Origin of the sequence: Streptomyces sp. Y7, assembly GCF_043195415.1 — a bacterium.
Classification (GTDB): Bacteria; Actinomycetota; Actinomycetes; order Streptomycetales; family Streptomycetaceae; genus Streptomyces.
Window position 1 is genome coordinate 373,227 of sequence record NZ_JBIDDQ010000002.1, and the last position, 18,488, is coordinate 391,714.

Genomic DNA, 18,488 nt, shown 5'->3' on the forward strand with positions numbered 1-18,488 from the left:
CGTCCGCTCCCCCGCGGAGGGCGACTCCTGCGCGCCGTCTGCGTGGTTCAGCCCCTCTGCTGACACACCGGGTCGTCCAGGGCGGTCACGGTGTACGGCGGAGTGCCGGGTGGCTCGTCGTTCTGGCTGTTGACGACATACAGGCGGCAGTCGTGTCGGGCCAGCGTGGTGGGCAGATCGAAGCGGTCACCGGTGACGCGGTGGACGACCGTTCCGCTGCGAAGCCGCGCGTCGAGCCGGGCGACGTACACGCCGTGCGGCGCTCCGTAGTTGAGGACGGCGTACAGGTTGCGGCCGTGGAGCACCATGCCGTCCGCGCCGAATGAGGCATCCCCCAGGTCGAGTCGGCTCACCTCGCGCGTGGAAGCGTCGATGCGCCAGACGGCCTCGGTGCCGTTGGAGGCGACGAGGAGGGTGCGTCCGGCCGGATCGGCCACTATTCCGTTGAGCAGCCAGTAGCGGTCGGGAAAGCCGGGGAGGGCCCCGCGCAGATCTGCCCACGGCTCCAACGGGCCGACTCTGCCCTGCTCCAGCGGTGCGCGCAGGACCACCGGGTTCGCCCAGTCGGTGACTTAGACGGCGTCGGGTGTGAGGACCAGGTCGTTGAGATCGGGGGCGCCGAGGGGACCGTCCGGCGCGTCCACGGCGGCGAGGAGCTGCCCGTCCGGGGCGTGCACGGTGAGCCGTCCGCCACCGACGGAGAAGACCCGGCCCGAACGGTCGGTGTGGATTCCCCGCGAGCTGCCGCGGGCGGTCGCCCCCTCGGCGCGGAACGGTCGCAGCTGCGGCGACGTCACCCGGCCCTGGTACAGCGCACCCGTGCCGTCGGAGGACACGTACATCGTCCCGTCGGGCCGGACGTCTATGCCCTCGGGGAGCACACCTTCCGTCCGGGAGACGACGTAGCGGTCGGGGAGCGGTCTGCAGGCGCCCTCCGCGGGCACGGCCGCGGCACAGATCAGCAGTGTCGCGGTCGCGAGGGCCGGTGCGACGAGTCGGCGGGGTACGGACATCTGGCCTCCAGTGGGCGGTGGCACCGGCGGGCGCCGGTTCCGCACCCGAGCATGGCCGTCCGCCCGCACCGCGCACCCGTCCTTTCGGGCAGGCCCGAAAGGACGGTCCCTCCGGTACTCTGCACCGCGTGTTACGGATACGGTTCAGCCCGGCCGACCTCGCCCGCGTCACCGTCGCCGCCGCACCCGACGTACTGCTGGAGACGGCTCTGAGTGTCCGTCATCTGGCGGCCCCGCCCTCGGGCCCCGCAGCGCACCGGGGTGAACTCGCGGCCTGGCGGCGGGCCGTCAAGCCGGGGCTCGCGGCTCGCGCGGGGATCCTGGCCCGGCTGGTGCCGGCCACCGGCTATCTGCCGGACTTCCTGTACCAGCCGACGGCCCGCGACGCCGTCACCGCCGCCGCACTTGCGGCGCAGACCCCCACGCACCAGCTGGCCGCCGACCTCGACCCGCTGCACAGAGCGCCCGGCGAATCCGCGACACGGGAGCTGGCGCAGGGCTCTACCGCCGCGCGGCGCAGGCTCCTCGATGACCTGACGCGCTATCACCGGACGTCGCTCGCCCCTCTGTGGCCCGCCGTACTGAACGTTGCCGCGGCCGACCGAGCGCTGCGCTCGGAGACCCTGCTGCGCGGCGGCGTCGAGGCGCTGCTCGCAACCTTGCAGCCGGGTTGGCGATGGGCTCCTCCTGAGCTGCTCGTCCCTTTTCCCACCTCCCACACCGTCGAACTGTGCGGGCGGGGACTGCACCTGATGCCCTCCTACTTCGCCTCGTCCGCGATGCTGATCTACGACCCGGCGGCGCCGACCGTCCTCGTCCGCCCGCTGCCGGTCACCGACCTCGCGGTTCCTCCGGGCGACGTCCTGGGGGCACTGCTGGGACGCACCCGCGCCGGGGTACTGACATCCCTGACCACCCCGGCCGGAACCACGGCTCTGGCCGCACGGGCCGGAGTCTCTGCGGCCACGGCCAGCGAGCACGCCACCGTGCTCCGTGCGGCGGGCCTGATCACGACGGTGCGCGACGGCAGTCGAGTGCTCCACGCCCTGACCCCGCTCGGCGAGGCCCTCCTGGCCGGAGGGTGAGGCCCCAGGGTCGGCAGAGATCCAGTGGCCACCACGGGCGACTGAGATCCTGTGGCCACCAGGGGCGACAGAGGTCCCGTGGCCACCAGGGACGGCAGAGGTCCAGTGGCAGCTACGGCCGCCTGTGCGGCCGTCGAGCCCGCAGGGTGCCTCCGCGCTGCTCCGCTCCGCCGAATCGCCGGCAGCTGTGCGACCTACTGCGGCGCGCCCGTGGCCACCACGGCCATACAGCCGTCACGATCGCTTCGTCACACGTTCGGCCGCGCCCAACAGGAGGCTCGCATGTCCGACAGTGCCCCCGAGCCCCGACCCGTCACCGCCGAGGCGGTCCCCCTGGGTGCCGGCACCCGCCGATGGCTCTTCCGCCCGCCCCGCCGCCACGGCGAGGTCGACACCGGTCGAAGCGTCAGCTTCCTCGAGCTCTTCTACGACCTCGTCTACGTGGTCCTGGTGGGGCAGGCGGCCCACACCCTCGCGGAGCACTTCACCTGGCGGGGCACGGCCACCTTCGCGGTGGTCTTCGGGCTGATCTGGATCGCCTGGCTGAACGGCACGCTCTTCTACGAACTGCACGGCCGCGAGGACGGCCACACCCGGTCGCTGATCTTCGTGCAGATGCTGCTGCTGTCCCTCATGGCGGTCTACGTCGGCCACGCCGACGGCGACGACGGCCGCACCCTGGCGGTCCTCTACGCACTGCTGCTGGCCTTGCTGACCTACCAGTGGTTCTCCGTCTACCGGCAGGACGCACCGGAGCTGCGCAAGACGCCGCGACGGTATCTGATCGTCATGGTCGCGGGCATCATCGTGATCGCGGCCTCGGTGCCGCTGTCCGCCGACGCCCGTCTGGTCCTGTGGGCGGTGTTCGTCGTCGCGTGGTGTGCCGTGGAGTGCGTCATTCTCATTTCCTGGCGCAGGATGCCGAGCTATGACGTGGTGACCGAACCCATGGTCGAGCGCTTCGGACTCTTCATCATCATCGTGCTCGGCGAGGTCGTCATCGGTGTCGTGAACGGCCTCACGGACACCGAGCGCAGCACCCTGGTCACCACCACCGGTCTCCTCGGCCTCGCCGTCGGTTTCGGGTTCTGGTGGAACTACGCCGACCTGGTGTCCCGGCGCATGCCACGCGAGACCGGCCACTCCCTGGCGACGTGGATCTTCGTCCACCTGCCCCTGTCCATGGCCGTGGCCGCAGCCGGCGCGGGCATGGTCGGGCTGGTGGAGCACGCCACCGAACACCGGACACCGACCGCGGTGAGCTGGCTGATGGGCGGATCCGTGGCCGTCATGCTGATCACCACTGTGGTGCTGCTGGCGACCCTGACGGACTACGACCGCATTCCCGCCGTCTACAAGTCGGTGCAAACGGTGCTCGTCACGGCAGCCGTCGGCGCCCTCGTCGCCGGCTGGTCCCGCCCCGCGCCATGGCTCCTCGCTCTCATCCTGCTGCTCCTCCTCTCCGCGACCTGGCTGTTCGCCTTCATCCGATGGATGAGCCAAGGCTCCCTCATCAACGAGAGACCGGCCGACTGACACCGCACGCCCTCCTCGGCCTCCGCTGACGGCAGCATCCGGAAGCCGGCAGCATCCGGAACAGGAGCCATGCGGAACCCCGTCCTGGGCACTCGGCCTGTCAAGGAGGGCATCCTCCTGGCCGCGGCCGTCCGGCGCCGCGGCGACAGTGCCGACGAGACAGAAGGAGCCGCAAGCAGATGAGCACGCTCACCGGATGGGAACGGGCTCTTGAGCGCGCCGAGGGGGCACTCTGGGGACGCTTCTTCCGCAGGGAGCCCGTCGATGTGGTGGCTGCGCTGAGGCGCGAATGTGACAGCAGTGCCGTGGTGTGCAGCAGCAGCCGCGTCGTCGTCCCGAACGCGTACGACGTGACCCTCGCGGAACACGTCCACGACGAACTCACCCGCAGCGGCAGCCATGTGGGGCAGGCCCTCACCGACAAGCTGGCACAACACGGCGAACATCAGGGTTACGAATGGGCCGGACCACTGGCCGTGCATGTCACCAAGGCCCGCGAAGTCCCCAACGGCCGCTATCAGGTGACGAGCAGGGCGATGCCCCACGTCAGCGCCGCCGGTTTCCAGTCCGACAGCCGCTGAACACCGACCGTGGTGATCGCGGGCGCTCCCTGCCTGGCTTTGCGTCCGCCGAGGCAGTCCGTGTCGACGCCTCTCCTTCCTGGGTTCGTCCGCGCCCCCAAGGCCGGCGGATCCTTGCATTTCCGCAGGTGATGGGGCACCTGGCGAAACGTGGTAACGCTGGTTAGGGTGTAAAGAACGCGTCAACATGCGGCCCGCAGGGGCTGGTGGCCGACGCGCGGTGTGCCGGGAAGTCTGGTCGGCGTCAGGGGCTCGTACGCCCGAAAGACGATCCCCGAAGGACTCCTTCATGGCTGCCGAGCCGCGTATACGTTCCCCCTTTCTCGGTCTCCTGCCGCTGCCCGAGCGCACGGCCATCACCCAGGCCCTGAGAACGGAGACCGTCGGCGGGCTGGTCCTCCTGGGGGCCGCAGTGGTGGCGCTGGTGTGGGCGAACACTCCGTGGTCCGCCGCCTACGAGCGCATACGCGACTTCCACTTCGGCATTCCGGCGCTCGGCCTGGACCTCTCCGTCGGGCACTGGACCGCCGACGGCCTGCTCACGCTCTTCTTCCTCGTCGCCGGCATCGAGCTCAAGCGCGAACTGGTCGTCGGTGAGCTCCGCACCCCCGCCACCGCAGCCCTGCCGGTCATCGCCGCCATCTCCGGCATGATCGTGCCCGCCGCGTTCTACGCGATCACCGCGTCCGCGGGAGACGGCGATCTGGACGGCTGGGCCGTGCCCATGGCCACCGACATCGCGTTCGCGCTGGCCGTGCTCGCGGTACTGAGCACGCACCTGCCCGCGGCGCTGCGCGCCTTCCTGCTCACCCTCGCCGTCGTCGACGACCTCGGCGGCATCCTCGTCATCGCCGTCTTCTTCACCAGCGACCTGAACTTCGCCGCTCTCGGCGGCGCGTTCGCCGGTCTGGTCGTCTTCTACCTCCTCCAGCGCTTCCGCGTCCGGGGATGGTGGTGGTACGCCCCGCTCGGGCTCACGATCTGGGCCCTGATGTACAACGGCGGCGTCCACGCCACCGTCGCCGGCGTGGCCATGGGCCTCATCCTGCGCACCACCCGCGACAAGGACGAGGACCGCTCTCCCGGCGAACGCACCTCCTACCTCCTGCACCCCGTCTCCGCCGGGGTCGCGGTCCCCCTCTTCGCGCTCTTCGCCGCCGGCGTCAGCATCTCGGCCGCGTCACTGAACGACGTGTTCACCACGCCCGAACCGCTCGGCGTGGTGCTCGGCCTCGTCCTCGGCAAGACGGTCGGTATCTTCGCCGGGACCTACCTGGCCGCTCGCTTCACCCGGGCCCGGCTCAATCCGGACCTGGCCTGGGCCGACGTCTTCGCCCTCTCCTCACTGGCCGGGATCGGCTTCACCGTCGCCCTGCTGATCGGCGAACTCGCCTTCCCGGACCCTGCGACCGCCGGACCCGTCAAGGCCGCGGTCCTCATCGGCTCACTGACCGCGGCCGCGCTGGCGGCCATACTGATCAAACGCCGCAATGGTGTCTACCGGCGCCTGTACGAGGAGGAGAACCGCGACGACGACCACGACGGCATCCCCGACATCTACCAAGTCGAGGCCACCAGCCAACGCTGACGTGGAGAGAGGTGGACAGTGGAACCTACGCTCGCCACAGCCCTGATCCTCATCGCGGCCCTCGTCATCAAGACCGCGGTGCTGCAACTGCGCGACCCCGGCAGCGCACGACGGGAGTGGGCCTTCGTCAACGACACGGGCGCACTGGCCGGCGGCGCGTTGACGGCCATTGCCGTAGGCGCCCTGGGCTGGTCCTACGGAGGGTACGGCGTGCTGGCGTGGGCCCTGCTCGCCGGCCTCCTGGTCGCCCAGGTCATGGGCCGACGCCCGGAGCGCTGACACCCCGCGGACTGCCGTCGACGTGCCGGATCCCGGCGGATCCCTGTCCCGCTCGGCGCCCCCGCGAGAAGGCTCGTCAGCAGTGCCTCTCTCCAGGGTGCCGCCCCGCCGCATGGCGGGGCGCGGACTCAACGGTGCTGGTGACCGCGGCGGGCTCACCAGGTGGTACGAGAACTGGGCAGCAGCGTGCACAATGCGGGTCGTGCTGCATGTACGAGTGATCAGCCCCGCCCACCGGACGGCAGAGGTGCACCAGATCGCCTTGGAATGTCCAGGTGCCGCCAACGTCGTGAAGTTCCTCGGCGCTGCCTCTTCGCCCGAGGGCGACGTGGTCGAGTTCAGTCTCACCAGGGAGGCTGCCAACGCGGTCCTGGAGCAGTTGCGAGGACTCGGGCTCAAGGACAGCGGTTCCATCACGGTCGAGCAGATCGACCTCTCCATCTCGTCAGCGGCGGAACAGGCCGAGGCCGCTGCGCCCGGCGACCCCCAAGACGCCGTGGTCTGGGACGAGTTGGCTGCCCGCGTCACGGCTGATACTCGGTTGAGCTGGTCCTATCTGGCGTTTCTGGCACTGGCCACGCAGATTGCCGGAATCGGCGTGCTCCTGGATCAGCCGATTCTGATCGTTGGGGCCATGGTGCTCGGCCCGGAGTTCGGCCCGGTCGCCGCGCTGTGCTTCGGCATGTTGCGGCGCCGGCCGGCTCTGATGGGCACCGCCGCGCGCGCATTGGTGGCCGGCTTCGCGGTCGCGATCGCCGTCACCGCGGCCTGCGCCGGAGTGAGCCGCCTCCTCGGCTGGATCACGCCGGCCATGCTGGACAACAGGCCGATGACGGAGTTCATCGCGCACCCCGACCGCTGGTCCTTCATCGTGGCGCTCCTGGCAGGCATCGCCGGGATTCTGTCGTTGACCGCGGGCAAGTCCTCCGCACTGGTCGGAGTGTTCATCTCCGTCACCACCGTACCGGCGGCGGGCAACATCGCTGTTGCCATCCCCCTGGCGCATTGGGGAGAAGTGGGGGCGTCGCTCCAGCAACTCGGCGTGAACCTTGCGGGCATGACCATCGCCGGCTTCTTCACGCTGCTCGTTCAACGGTTGCTCTGGGCGCGCTTCGGCCTGCGTATCGCGCCTGCCGCAGGAACACATTCCGCGTCGAGCCCCTGACAGTCGAATCCATGACATTCGGGCACGGGGAGTTCCACGGGCCAGCGAGTGGCGGCGTCCGGCGTCAGCGCGTCGCCACCGCCGGAAGCGGCACAGCCCTCACCATCGGACTGACACACCGCGAGCCGGTGGAAGTCTGCGCCCGGGGCCGGTGCGATCGGCCCCTTCGTCAACCGCTGGACCGAAGACTCGCCACCCGGTTGGCAATGGGCGGCAGCCCGGGGCCTCCCCTCACGTTTCCGCCGCCGGAGCGTACGCCTCCGCATCGAGCCCGAAGGTCCATGCCACGCCCTCTCGTGCCGTCCGCGTCGTGGGCGGGACCCGCAGCCAGTAGGTACGCCGCGTCCCGTCCGGTTCCGGGGTGGAGTTGAGGACCTCCACCATCACCACCGGCTCGTCGTCGACCAGGTCGATGCGCCACAGGGTGCCGGTCTCGTCCTGGTGGAGGGGGCGGGCACCCGAGTCGGTGAGGTAGCGGTCGTAGCCGTAGTACTCCAGCATCACGCGCCGGAGTTCGGCGTTCTCCTCGGCGCGGATGCGCTCCGGTGTGAGGGTGCGCAGCTCGGCGAGGAACGCGGCAGGGACGGGCATGCCGCGCCACGCGTGCAGGGCGAAGCCGTCGGGGTAGGCCAGGGCCGGGCCGTCGCCGTGGTCGAGTCGGCCGGCTTCGTCGCGGTGCAGGGCCACGGGCCGCTCGGAGAGGACCGCCACGCGGGCGTAGGGCCACCACCAGCCGGCGTTGCGGCAGACCGCCCTCAGTGCGTCGAGCGGGCCGTTGTCCGCGGGGAAGGCGGCCAGCCACGGCGCGTCATGCTGTCCGAGCACGGCGTCCAGGAGGTGCAGCCGGATCTCGGCGGCCTCCTTGCCGGTGTCCCGACCCGCGATGTCCTCGATGACGCCGATGCGGATCCGGTCCACGAGGGCCTGGGTGGAGTCCCAGAGCCGTCCGCCCGTCGCCGCCCAGTGCGCGGACCAGCCCGCGGCACCCAACTCGGTGTGCAGGGAACGCCTTTGCCGTGCCCAGGGTGCGTTGCGCACCGCGTCCCGTACGCTCGGGCCGCGGTCCGGGAGCTCGTCCCGGATCAGGGTGACCGCCGCCCGCGGGGAACCCACCCACACCACGCGCTCCGGTTCGGCGAGTCCCGCCAGCCGGTAGGCCCGTCGGACGCCCGCTTCGGCGGCCGCGCGCCCGGCGGGACCCGTCGCCGAGGCCCACGCACGCCACGGCCCCAGTTCGCCGGACGCCAGGTTCTCCCCCTGGATCGCCTCGATGGCGGTCCCGGATCCGAAGGCCGTCGCGGCCACGTGCCCCTCCGTCTTCTGCCCCACGGCGCCTTGCCCTTCCACGTCGTGCCTCACCACGCCCTGCCCCTCCACGCCCTGCCCCTCCATGCCTTGCCCCTCCACGCCTTGCCTATCCGCCACTCGCCCCTCCACGCCTCGCCCCTCCACGCCTCGCCGCTCCGCCCGTCGTCCCTCGGCCTTCGGCCTTCGCTGTCAGTCCGCCACGATCCGCACGGATCCGGGCACGTACTCCCGCTGCCGGATCACCCGGTACCAGCCCTTGGGCAGCGCGATCGCCGCGTGTTCCTCGTGCACGACCCGGCCGCCCTGGGGAAGGCGCAGCAGCAGAGGGCCGAACGGCCCCGGCTCACGTATCAGTTCGCCCGGACCGACGATCGCGTGAGCGTGGCCGGTGACCTCGCCCAGCGCCAGCACGAGCCGCCCCCGCCCGTCGCGCTGCTCCCTCGGGGCGTGTGCCACGTGTGCCGGAACGGCCTCCTCCGTCACCGGCACGATCAACACGTCTCCCTGTCGGTACATGGCTGTCCCCTCACCGCCGGGTGCACCGCGCACCGGCCTCATGACCACGACGTTAGGCGGCACCACTGACAACGCCCCGAACCCCGCCCCGCCGTGCGCCGTTGTCAGTGGCTGTTGGTAGAACTGCCGACATCACAGACCGCACACTCTTTCTCCTCGGGAGCGGCCCCATGACCATCGGTGACCACCTCGACCAGTTCCACGGGTTGCCCGCGCTCACCTTTCAGGGCCCGGACGTACCGACCGACGCCCTGCCCGAGCCGGACTCCGTCGCCTGGCGGATCGGCAGTGACGTGTACGACGCCGACGAGGAGTGGCAGAAGGCGTTCTCCCGGTTCTGCGCCGCCGTCGACACCACCAGGGTGCGGGCGCTGATCGTCGGGGCCTGGCAGGAGGCGTACGATTCCGACCCCTCCCCCGTCATCGAGGCCCTGCTGGCCGCACGGGACCGCTTCCCCGCGCTGCGCGCGCTGTTCCTGGGGGACATGGTGATGGAGGAGTGCGAGATCTCCTGGATCAACCAGACCGACGTGTCCCCGCTTCTCGCCGGGTTCGAGGCGCTGGAGGAGTTCGGTGTGCGGGGCGGGTCGGGGCTGGAGTTCACGGCACTGAGCCACAGCGCGCTGCGCAAGCTGGTCGTGGAGACCGGCGGTATGCCGGCGGAGGTGGTGCGCGGAATCGGCGCGAGCGACCTGCCCGCCCTGGAGTTCCTCGACCTGTGGCTCGGCACGCCCGACTACGGCGGCGACAGCGAGGCGTCCGACCTGGAGCCGATCCTGTCCGGGGCGCGGCTGCCGCGCCTGCGCCATCTGGCGCTGCGCAACAGTGAGATGCAGGACGCGGTGGCCGCGGCGGTGGCCTCCGCACCCGTGGTGGAGCGTCTGGATGTGCTGGATCTGTCCATGGGCGTGCTCACCGACGAGGGCGCCGGCGCGCTGCTGAGCGGTCAGCCTCTGACCCATCTGAGGAAGCTCGACCTGCACCACCACTACCTCAGCCAGGCCGTCGAGGAGCGGGTGCGTGAGACGTTCGAGGCCGCGGGCGTGGAGGTCGATCTCGACCGCGACGACGCGGAGGAGGACACGGAGGACGACGGCACGGTCTGGCGTTACGTCGCGGTGGGCGAGTGAGCACACCCTCCCAGGCCCCGCCGGCTTCCCGTCCCGCCGGGTCACGGTTCGCCGTGATCGGCAATCCCGAGAACCGGCGGGTGTCCCTCTTCGCGGACGCGGTGCGCGCGGCCGGCCTGCCCGGCCCGCGGGTCGTCGCCTGGAGGGACGTTCTGCGTGACGGCGGAGCCGACTTCGCCCCGGACGAGATCGTGCGGGTCGACTCCCCCGGCGAGAATCCCGAGGTCGACCGGTTGCTGCGAGGCACCACGGATCCCACCCGGGTCGAGGGCTCGGCGCGCTGGTACGCCCGCTTCACCACCGCGCTGCACACCCTGCGCGGCGGTATCCGACTCGACGACCCCGACGATCTCGCCGTGCTGTTCGACAAACGCGCCTGCCACGGCGTGCTCGACGCGGCGGGCGTGCCGGTACCCGTCTCGCCCACGTCGGGCCCGGCCGGGGCACCGGTGCGCGGCTGGGACGACGTACGGGCGCTGATGCGCGAGCACCGGATGCCCCGCCTGTTCGTCAAGCTCGCGCACGGGTCGTCGGCGTCCGGAGTCCTGGCCGTGGAGTCGGGCGGCGGCGGCCGGATCAGGGCCACCACGTCCGTCGAGCTCGCCCCGGACGGGACGCTGCACAACTCCCTCCGGGTGCGTCGCTACGACAGCGAGCGCGACATCGCCGCCATCGTCGACGCGCTCGCGCCCGACGGGCTGCACCTGGAGCGCTGGGTGCCCAAGGCCTCCCAGCGGGGACGGGCCGCCGACCTGCGTGTGGTCGTGGTGGCCGGCCGGGCCACCCACGCCGTGGTGCGCACCAGCCGCACGCCCCTGACCAATCTGCACCTCGGCGGCACCCGCGGCGACCTCGCCACCGCCCGGCACGCCGTCGGCGGAGCGGGCGGCCGCTGGACCGACGTACTGGAGGTGTGTGAACGGGCCGCCTCCTGCTTCCCACGGACCCTGTGCGTCGGCGTCGACCTGCTCCCCGCGATCGGCTGGCGCAGGGCCTTCGTCGGCGAGGTCAACGCCTTCGGGGACCTACTGCCCCGGCTGACCGGACTGCCCGGCAGCGGTGCGGAGGGCATGGACACGTATGCCGCGCAGGTGACGGCCGCCCTGCGTGAACCGGCCCCGTCCGGCCCGCTCGACCCGTACAGAACAGGAACATCCCATGCCTGAGCGCGACGTGCAGACACGTCCCACGCCTGAGCCTCGCCCGCGGGAGAACCCCATGTCCGAGCCGGACATGAACGAGGTCGTCGGCCGCCACGACATCCTTCTGGTCACGCTCGACACGCTGCGCCACGACGTGGCGGTCGAGCTCGCGGCCGAGGGGCGCATCCCGAACCTCGCCCGCCACCTGCCCGGCGGCCGCTGGGAGAAGCGTCACGCGCCGGGCAGCTTCACCTACGCGTCGCACCAGGCGATCTTCGCGGGGTTCCTGCCCACACCGGCCGAACCGGGCCCGCACCCGCGGCTGTTCGCGGCGAGCTTCGCGGGCAGCGAGACCACCGCGGAGGGCACGTTCGTCTACGACACCCCGGAGTTCGTCTCCGGGCTCGCCCGGCAGGGCTACCGGACCGTCTGCATCGGAGGCGTCGGCTTCTTCAACCAGCAGGGCCCGCTCGGGACCGTACTTCCCGGACTGTTCCAGGAGGCGCACTGGGAGCGGGAGTTCGGCGTGACCTCGCCGCACTCCTTCGAGAACCAGGTCGCCCGCGCCGAGCAGGTGGTCGCCGGACTCCCCGCGGAGCAGCGGCTGTTCCTCTTCGTCAACGTCTCCGCCCTGCACCAGCCCAACTGGTTCCACCTGCCCGGCGCGACCCGCGAGGCCGGAGACACCCGCGAGACGCACGCCGCCGCGCTGGAGTACGTCGACCGGCACATCGGCCGGCTCTTCGCCGCCGCGAGCTCCCGGCGCCGCTGCTTCGCGATCGTCTGCTCCGACCACGGCACCGCCTACGGCGACGACGGCTACACCGGCCACCGCCTCGGCCACGAGTCCGTGTGGACCGTGCCGTACGCCCACTTCTTCCTCGACCCAGCCAAGGCCCCGCGATGACCACCGCCCAGCTCGCCAGCCCGTACCAGCACTATGTGTACGCCTACCCGCACAAGACGGCCTACCGCCGGCTGCCCGACCGGCCGGCGCTGAGCTCGCTGTGGGCGGCGCAGGACAAGAGCGCCCTCGCCCTCTACCTGCACATACCGTTCTGCGAGGTCCGCTGCGGCTTCTGCAACCTGTTCACCCGCATCGGCGCCCCGGACGGCCTGACCGGCGCCTACCTCGACGCCCTGCGGCGCCAGGCCGACGCCGTACGCGAGGCGCTCGACGGCAGCGAGCCGGTGCGGTTCGCCACCGCCGCCTTCGGCGGAGGCACCCCCACCTTCCTCACCGCGGCCGAGCTGGAACGCCTCTGCGACATCGCCGAGCAGGGCATGGGCGCCGACCTCCGGGCGATCCCGCTGTCCGTCGAGGCCTCCCCCGCCACGGCGACCGCGGACCGGCTCGCGGTCCTGGCCGAGCGCGGCACCACCCGGCTCAGCCTCGGCATCCAGAGCTTCATCGACTCCGAGGCAAGGGCCGCCGTACGCCCGCAGCGCCGCGCCGACGTCGAGGACGCGCTCGCCCGGATCCGCGACGCGGCCATCCCGGTCCTGAACATCGACCTCATCTACGGCATCGACGGCCAGACCGAGCGGACCTGGCTGCGGTCTCTCGAAGCCGCACTGGCCTGGCAGCCGGAGGAGTTGTACCTCTACCCGCTGTATGTGCGGCCCCTGACCGGACTCGACCGCCACCGCGCGGACGCTCAAGGCCCCGATCCGGCCTGGGACGCCCAGAGGCTGCGCCTGTACCGCGCGGGCCGCGACCATCTCCTCGCCCGCGGCTACACCCAGCAGTCGATGCGGATGTTCCGCCGCACCGACGCTCCGCGGCAGGGCGCCGACGACTACGCCTGCCAGAGCGACGGCATGATCGGGCTGGGCTGCGGCGCCCGCTCGTACACCTCCGACCTGCACTACTCCTTCGACTACGCGGTCGGCATGCACGAGATCCGCGGGATCATCGACGACTACGTCGCCACCACCGACTTCGCCCGCGCCGAGGTCGGCTACCGCATGGACCCGCACGAGGCGCGCCGCCGCCACCTCCTGCAGTCCCTCCTCCAGGCCGAGGGCCTGCCCGTCGACGACTACCGGGCACGCTTCGGCACCACTCCCCTCGACGACTTCGGAGCGGAGCTCCACCGCCTGGCCGACCGGGGCTGGCTCGCCGAGCCCACCTCCGCGCACCTGCGGCTCACCCCGGAGGGACTCGCCCACTCCGACGCCGTCGGACCCGACCTCTTCTCCCCCGCCGTCCGGGCCGCCATGGCCGCCTACGAAAGGAAGTGACCGGCCCGCCATGGATCTGACCGTCCTCTACCGCGGCCCGCTCGCCTCCTGCGACTACGACTGCCCCTACTGCCCGTTCGCCAAGCGGCGCGACTCCACCGCTCAACTGCGCGCCGACCGCTCCGCCCTGGAACGCTTCGCCCGCTGGGCGGCGGACAGCGACGACCAGTTGTCCCTGCTGTTCACCCCATGGGGCGAAGGCCTGGTCCGCTCCTGGTACCGACGCACCCTGGCCGAGTTGTCGCATCTCCCGCACATCCGCCGCGTCGCCATCCAGACCAACCTCAGCTGCCGCACCGACTGGCTCGCCGACGCCGACCCGGAGACCCTCGCCCTGTGGTGCACCTACCACCCGGGCCAGACCCCCTACGACCGCTTCCTCGCCAAGTGCCGCGACCTCGGCGACCGCGGGATCCGGTTCAGCGTGGGCGTCGTCGGCCTGCCCGAGCATCTGGAGGCGGCCCGCCGACTGCGCGCAGAGCTCCCTGAACACGTATACCTCTGGATCAACGCGGCCGAGGGCCACAGCTATCAGGACGCCGAGGCGGACGACTGGACCGCGCTCGATCCCCTCTTCCCCTACAGCCGCCACCCGCATGCCAGCGCCGGTCTGCCCTGCCGCACCGGGGAGTCCGTGATCTCGGTCGACGGTGACGGCACCGTCCGCCGCTGCCACTTCGTCCGAGCCGAACTGGGCAACCTCTACGACGGTTCCTACCGCACCGCGCTGCGCCCACGCCCCTGCCCGCTGCAGGTCTGCGACTGCCACATCGGCTACGTCCACCTCGAAACCCTCCCGCTCTACGACGTGTTCGCCGGCGGGGTCCTGGAACGCATCCCGGCGCGCCCGGCCGAGCCACAGCCAGCCCGGGCCCTGACCATCACGCCCCGAGGCGGCCGCGACGCTGGCTGACCCGTGCGATCGCTCGGGGATCCGCCATGGTCGCGTTCGGCTCGTTCCGTAGGATCACCGCATGTCCGCTGCCGAACGCATAACCCGGTCGATGCTCTCCCGTCGCCTCAAGCCGATCTCCACCCCTCAGCCGATGCCGCGACTGCCCCCGCGGATCTGGTCGGACGAGGACTGGGAGCGTATCCAGCGCGGCTACGCGGCACGGGACATGGACGAGAAGTGGAACGTCTTCGCGGAGGGCGAGGTTGTCTTCCTGCACCGGAGCTGGACCGGTCGCGGAGTCTTCGAGGCGACCTTCGCGCCGGTGGACGACGGTGGTTGGCGGATCGCCTCGGCGGTCGTGGAACGCGACCCCCAGCGCTACCGACGCACGGACGACGACTACGACCGCCTCATGCTCGAACTCGTGCTCAGCGCCATCGTGCTGGGCGAACCGGCGCAGGACCTCCGCTCGGCACTGGTCGAGGCGACGCGCCGGGAGTCCGGGGCGGCCGATGCGTCCGGCGGGGTGATTCAGCACAGCGCGTTGGGACTTCGCTCGGATACGTAGGGAGCGGTTCGCCGCCACATCCTTCCGTGCGCTACCCCTGGACAGGCCCCTGCGAGCGTGCTGTCATGCCAACGACCGGAATTTCCAACGTTGTAGAGACTCCTTGCTCACGCCGGAGAACCGTTGCTCACGCGTTTGGAGTCGAGACAACGTTGTCCCCCCGATCGGCTCACTTCCGGAAGGCAGGTCATCCCCATGTCCATCAGCAGACGGGTGCTGCTCGGCGCGGGCTCGTTCTCGTTGGGAGCCGCGGCTCTCGGCACCTCGTTCGCGGGAGTCGCGGCGGCAGCGCCCTCTCTGTCGGCCGAGACACGCGTCCCCGACAAGTTCCGCAAGCTCCGGCCCGGCAGCGTCACCGCCCGTGGCTGGCTCGCCGGGCAGCTCCGGTTGCAACTCGACGGTCTCTGCGGTCGCTTCGAGGCCGGCTCCCACTTCCTCGACTTCTCCGCGACCGGCTGGGTGCACCCCGAGCGCAACGCCTGGGAGGAGGTGCCGTACTGGCTGCGGGGCTACATCCCGCTGGCCATCGCCACGCGCGACCCCGCGGCGCTGGCCAGGTCGCGCGAGTGGGTGGACGCCATCCTCACCACACAGCAGAGCGACGGGTTCTTCGGTCCGCGCGCCCTGCGCACCTCCCTCAACGGCGGGCCCGACTTCTGGCCCTTCCTGCCGCTGCTGCAAGCCCTGCGCAGCCACGAGGAGTACACCGGCGATCAGCGTGTGGTGCCCTTCCTCGTCCGCTTCCTGCGCTTCATGAACGCCCAGGGGCCGGGCACCTTCAACACCAGTTGGGTGTCCTATCGCTGGGGCGACGGCCTCGACATCGCCGTATGGCTCTACCGCCGTACCGGGGAGACGTTCCTGCTCGACCTCGCGGCGAAGATGCACACCCACGGAGCCGACTGGACCGGCGCCTCACCGAGCCGGCACAACGTCAACATCGCCCAGGGCTTCCGTGAACCCGCCCAGTACGCGCAGCTGATCGACTCGGCCGACCTCACCCGGGCGACGTACCGGGCCTACGACGCCGTCATGGCCGAGTACGGCAGGTTCCCCGGCGGCGGGATGGCCGGGGACGAGAACTACCGGCCCGGTTTCACGGACCCCCGCCAGGGCTTCGAGACCTGCGGCATCGTCGAGTTCATGGCCAGCCACGAGCTGCTGACGCGGATCACCGGCGATCCCGTGTGGGCGGACCGCTGCGAGGACCTGGCGTTCAACATGCTCCCCGCGTCCCTCGACCCGCGCGGCACCTCCATCCACTACATCACCAGCGCGAACAGCATCGACCTCGACAACCGGACCAAGACGCAGGGGCAGTTCCAGAACGGCTTCGCCATGCAGGCCTTCCAGGCCGGTGTCGACCAGTACCGCTGCTGCCCCCACAACTACGGCATGGGATGGCCGTACTTCACCGAGGAGCTCTGGCTCGGCACCCCCGACGGCGGACTCGCCGCCGCGCTCTACGCGCCCAACACGGTCCGCACCCAGGTCGCCGGCGGCACGACCGTGACGATCACCAAGACCACGGACTACCCGTTCGGGGACACGGTCACCCTCACCGTCTCCACGCCCCGCCCGGTGCGGTTCCCGCTGCACCTGCGCATCCCCGGCTGGTGCCGCGGCCCCGAGCTCCACGTGAACGGCGCCACGGTCGCCTCCTCGGACGGTCCTTCGTGGGCACGGGTGGAACGCACCTGGCGCGAGGGCGACGTCGTCCGCGTCCGCTTCCCGCAGCAGACCCGGCTGCGCACCTGGCCCGGTCAGCGCGGTGCCGTGAGCGTCGAGAGGGGGCCGCTGACGTACTCCCTGGACCTCGGGGAACGCTACGAACGCGTGGGCGGAACCGACACCTTCCCCGCCTACGAGGTCCACGCCACCGCCCCGTGGAACTACGGTCTGGCCCCGGACACGCAGCTCACCTTCACCCGGACCGGTTCCGCCGTACCGGACCAGCCGTTCACTCCGCAGGCAGCGCCGGTGCGGATCTCGGCGCGGGCGCGGCGCATACCGGAGTGGATCGCGGACGACGAACATGTCGTCGCTCCGCTCCAGGACAGCCCGGCCCGCGGCTCCGCGGCCGTGGAGACCGTCACCCTCATCCCCGCGGGAGCGGCCCGACTTCGTATCACCTCCTTCCCCACGGCAACCCCCGACGGCAGGCGGTGGACCCCGGAACCGCCCTTCCGCCGGCTGGCCAACCAGCACAGCGGCAAGGTCCTCGCCGTGGACGGCATGTCCACGGAGAACAGCGCCCGTGTCGTGCAGTTCGCCAACACCGGTACCGGCGACCACGCCTGGCAGCTCGTCGACAAGGGCGACGGCTGGAATCTGATCCGCAACGGCCACAGCGGCAAGGTCCTCGGCGTCGACCGCATGTCGACGGAGAACAGCGCTCTCGTCGTGCAGTTCGAGGACAACGGCACGCCCGATCACCTCTGGAAGCTGATCGACAACGGCGACGGCTGGTACCGCGTCCTCAACAAGAACAGCAACAAGGTGCTGGGCGTGGACCGCATGTCGACCGCCGACAGCGCGCAAGTGGTCCAGTTCGACGACAACGGCACGGCCGATCACCTGTGGCGTTTCGTGTGAGTTCGAAACGGCCGTCACGGGCCACGGAAATCACCTGCCGCAGTTGCCCCAAGTCTCGGACAGGGCGTCGGGAATCTGCGGGATGTCGCCGCATCCGTGTGCGCCGCGAGGGAATCCGTCGCTGGTGAGATAGTTCCAGCCGCCCCCGGACGTGCTCCGGAAGTACTTGGTGACGCTGCCCTCGTCCTGCATGGCCACGAGTTCCTCCTGGGTGGCACCGGAGGTGGCCTCGAAGCGGGTGGCGGCGTACCGGACGCCGTCGCACTGCCCGTAGTAGAACTGGTCCGGAGCAGGCTGGACATGGACGAAGCGGGGAAAGGCACTCCGGTACGCCCCCGTGACGGCCGCCTTCACCTCACTGGTTGCGGCCAGGTTGCCGCAGCCCGGGGCGGTGCGAAGGGTCGCCGCGGGGGTCGGGGATGCGGTCCTGGTCGGCGCGGCAGAAGCGGGCACCGGTGCGGGGGTGGTGGCGACGGGACTCGTCGAGGGTGCCGTGGGCGTGGCGCTGTCGGCGGCCCGCGTCGAGGCGTCGGCAGACAGAGAGGCGCTCACGGACGAGCCGGAGGGCGAGGGGGCGCCCGAGTCGACACGTGAAGCCGACCCGTCCTGGCACCCTGTCACCAGCAGGATCCCACCCATCACCAATGTCACCGACGTACCTCTGAGACCGGGCACGGCAAGTCCTCTCCACGTACGTTGCAGCCGGGGGCGTGACGCATGACCACGCTGACCTCCGGGCGCGAGGTCAGGACGTTCCCGTGATCACGAGTCGTTCCTAGACAAGCGGGCCCACGCCTGGGTTGTGGGCGATGCGGTGCGGGACGGTCTCGATTCCATAACCCC

18 protein-coding genes are annotated in these 18,488 nt (G+C 71.1%); 13 read left to right on the forward strand and 5 right to left on the reverse strand.

Features of this window, described 5'->3' with window-relative positions; translation table 11 throughout:
* Positions 1-47: 47 nt before the first annotated feature.
* Complete coding sequence (locus ACGFW6_RS07640) at positions 48-509, reverse strand: YncE family protein (protein WP_393505701.1); 462 nt, start codon at positions 507-509, stop codon at positions 48-50.
* Positions 510-572: 63 nt separating this feature from the next.
* The gene (locus tag ACGFW6_RS07645) at positions 573-1,013 is read right to left on the reverse strand and encodes a hypothetical protein (protein ID WP_393505703.1); all 441 of its coding nucleotides are present in this window, start codon (positions 1,011-1,013) and stop codon (positions 573-575) included.
* Positions 1,014-1,141: 128 nt separating this feature from the next.
* Here ACGFW6_RS07645 and ACGFW6_RS07650 point away from each other — a divergent pair, with 128 nt between their 5' ends.
* The 6 genes from ACGFW6_RS07650 to ACGFW6_RS07675 all read left to right on the forward strand — a co-directional run bounded on the left by ACGFW6_RS07650 (position 1,142) and on the right by ACGFW6_RS07675 (position 7,247).
* Entirely contained in the window at positions 1,142-2,098 is a 957-nt protein-coding gene (locus ACGFW6_RS07650) for an ArsR/SmtB family transcription factor (RefSeq protein ID WP_393505705.1), read from the forward strand.
* Positions 2,099-2,380: 282 nt separating this feature from the next.
* On the forward strand, positions 2,381-3,634 hold the full coding sequence (locus tag ACGFW6_RS07655) for a low temperature requirement protein A (RefSeq protein WP_393505707.1): 1,254 nt from the start codon (positions 2,381-2,383) through the stop codon (positions 3,632-3,634).
* 179 nt (positions 3,635-3,813) lie between these two features.
* Positions 3,814-4,215, forward strand: a complete 402-nt coding sequence (locus tag ACGFW6_RS07660; RefSeq protein WP_393505709.1) for an FhaA domain-containing protein — start codon at positions 3,814-3,816, stop codon at positions 4,213-4,215.
* Positions 4,216-4,504: 289 nt separating this feature from the next.
* Entirely contained in the window at positions 4,505-5,803 is a 1,299-nt protein-coding gene (gene nhaA, locus ACGFW6_RS07665) for a Na+/H+ antiporter NhaA (RefSeq protein ID WP_393505711.1), read from the forward strand.
* An 18-nt stretch (positions 5,804-5,821) separates the two neighbouring features.
* Positions 5,822-6,082: a hypothetical protein gene (locus tag ACGFW6_RS07670; protein ID WP_393505712.1), complete on the forward strand. Its 261-nt coding sequence runs from the start codon at positions 5,822-5,824 to the stop codon at positions 6,080-6,082.
* Positions 6,083-6,284: 202 nt separating this feature from the next.
* Entirely contained in the window at positions 6,285-7,247 is a 963-nt protein-coding gene (locus ACGFW6_RS07675; protein ID WP_393505714.1) for a DUF389 domain-containing protein, read from the forward strand.
* 231 nt (positions 7,248-7,478) lie between these two features.
* Here the strand turns inward: ACGFW6_RS07675 and ACGFW6_RS07680 are convergent, their stop codons facing one another.
* Entirely contained in the window at positions 7,479-8,639 is a 1,161-nt protein-coding gene (locus ACGFW6_RS07680) for a DUF6745 domain-containing protein (protein WP_393505716.1), read from the reverse strand.
* A 105-nt stretch (positions 8,640-8,744) separates the two neighbouring features.
* Entirely contained in the window at positions 8,745-9,071 is a 327-nt protein-coding gene (locus tag ACGFW6_RS07685) for a hypothetical protein (protein WP_107906371.1), read from the reverse strand.
* 170 nt (positions 9,072-9,241) lie between these two features.
* On the opposite strand from ACGFW6_RS07685, the gene ACGFW6_RS07690 reads away from it, so the two are divergent.
* The 7 genes from ACGFW6_RS07690 (at position 9,242) to ACGFW6_RS07720 (ending at position 17,645) form a co-directional block, all read left to right on the forward strand.
* A complete protein-coding gene (locus ACGFW6_RS07690; protein WP_393505717.1) occupies positions 9,242-10,201 on the forward strand; it encodes an STM4015 family protein in 960 nt (319 codons plus the stop codon).
* Positions 10,198-11,367: an STM4014 family protein gene (locus ACGFW6_RS07695; RefSeq protein ID WP_393505719.1), complete on the forward strand. Its 1,170-nt coding sequence runs from the start codon at positions 10,198-10,200 to the stop codon at positions 11,365-11,367. Before ACGFW6_RS07690 ends, ACGFW6_RS07695 begins: the two co-directional genes overlap by 4 nt.
* 67 nt (positions 11,368-11,434) lie before the next feature.
* Positions 11,435-12,250 carry an STM4013/SEN3800 family hydrolase gene (locus ACGFW6_RS07700; protein ID WP_393506957.1) on the forward strand — a complete coding sequence of 272 codons (816 nt, stop codon included), beginning with the start codon at positions 11,435-11,437 and terminating at the stop codon, positions 12,248-12,250.
* On the forward strand, positions 12,247-13,587 hold the full coding sequence (locus tag ACGFW6_RS07705; RefSeq protein ID WP_393505721.1) for an STM4012 family radical SAM protein: 1,341 nt from the start codon (positions 12,247-12,249) through the stop codon (positions 13,585-13,587). Before ACGFW6_RS07700 ends, ACGFW6_RS07705 begins: the two co-directional genes overlap by 4 nt.
* Before the next feature lie 10 nt (positions 13,588-13,597).
* Entirely contained in the window at positions 13,598-14,500 is a 903-nt protein-coding gene (locus ACGFW6_RS07710; protein WP_393505723.1) for an STM4011 family radical SAM protein, read from the forward strand.
* Positions 14,501-14,633: 133 nt separating this feature from the next.
* Positions 14,634-15,050, forward strand: a complete 417-nt coding sequence (locus ACGFW6_RS07715) for a hypothetical protein (RefSeq protein WP_393506959.1) — start codon at positions 14,634-14,636, stop codon at positions 15,048-15,050.
* 195 nt (positions 15,051-15,245) lie between these two features.
* A complete protein-coding gene (locus ACGFW6_RS07720; protein WP_393505725.1) occupies positions 15,246-17,645 on the forward strand; it encodes a beta-L-arabinofuranosidase domain-containing protein in 2,400 nt (799 codons plus the stop codon).
* A 30-nt stretch (positions 17,646-17,675) separates the two neighbouring features.
* On the opposite strand, the gene ACGFW6_RS07725 is transcribed toward ACGFW6_RS07720, so the two are convergent.
* Positions 17,676-18,197 carry a hypothetical protein gene (locus tag ACGFW6_RS07725; RefSeq protein ID WP_393505727.1) on the reverse strand — a complete coding sequence of 174 codons (522 nt, stop codon included), beginning with the start codon at positions 18,195-18,197 and terminating at the stop codon, positions 17,676-17,678.
* Positions 18,198-18,488: the final 291 nt, after the last annotated feature.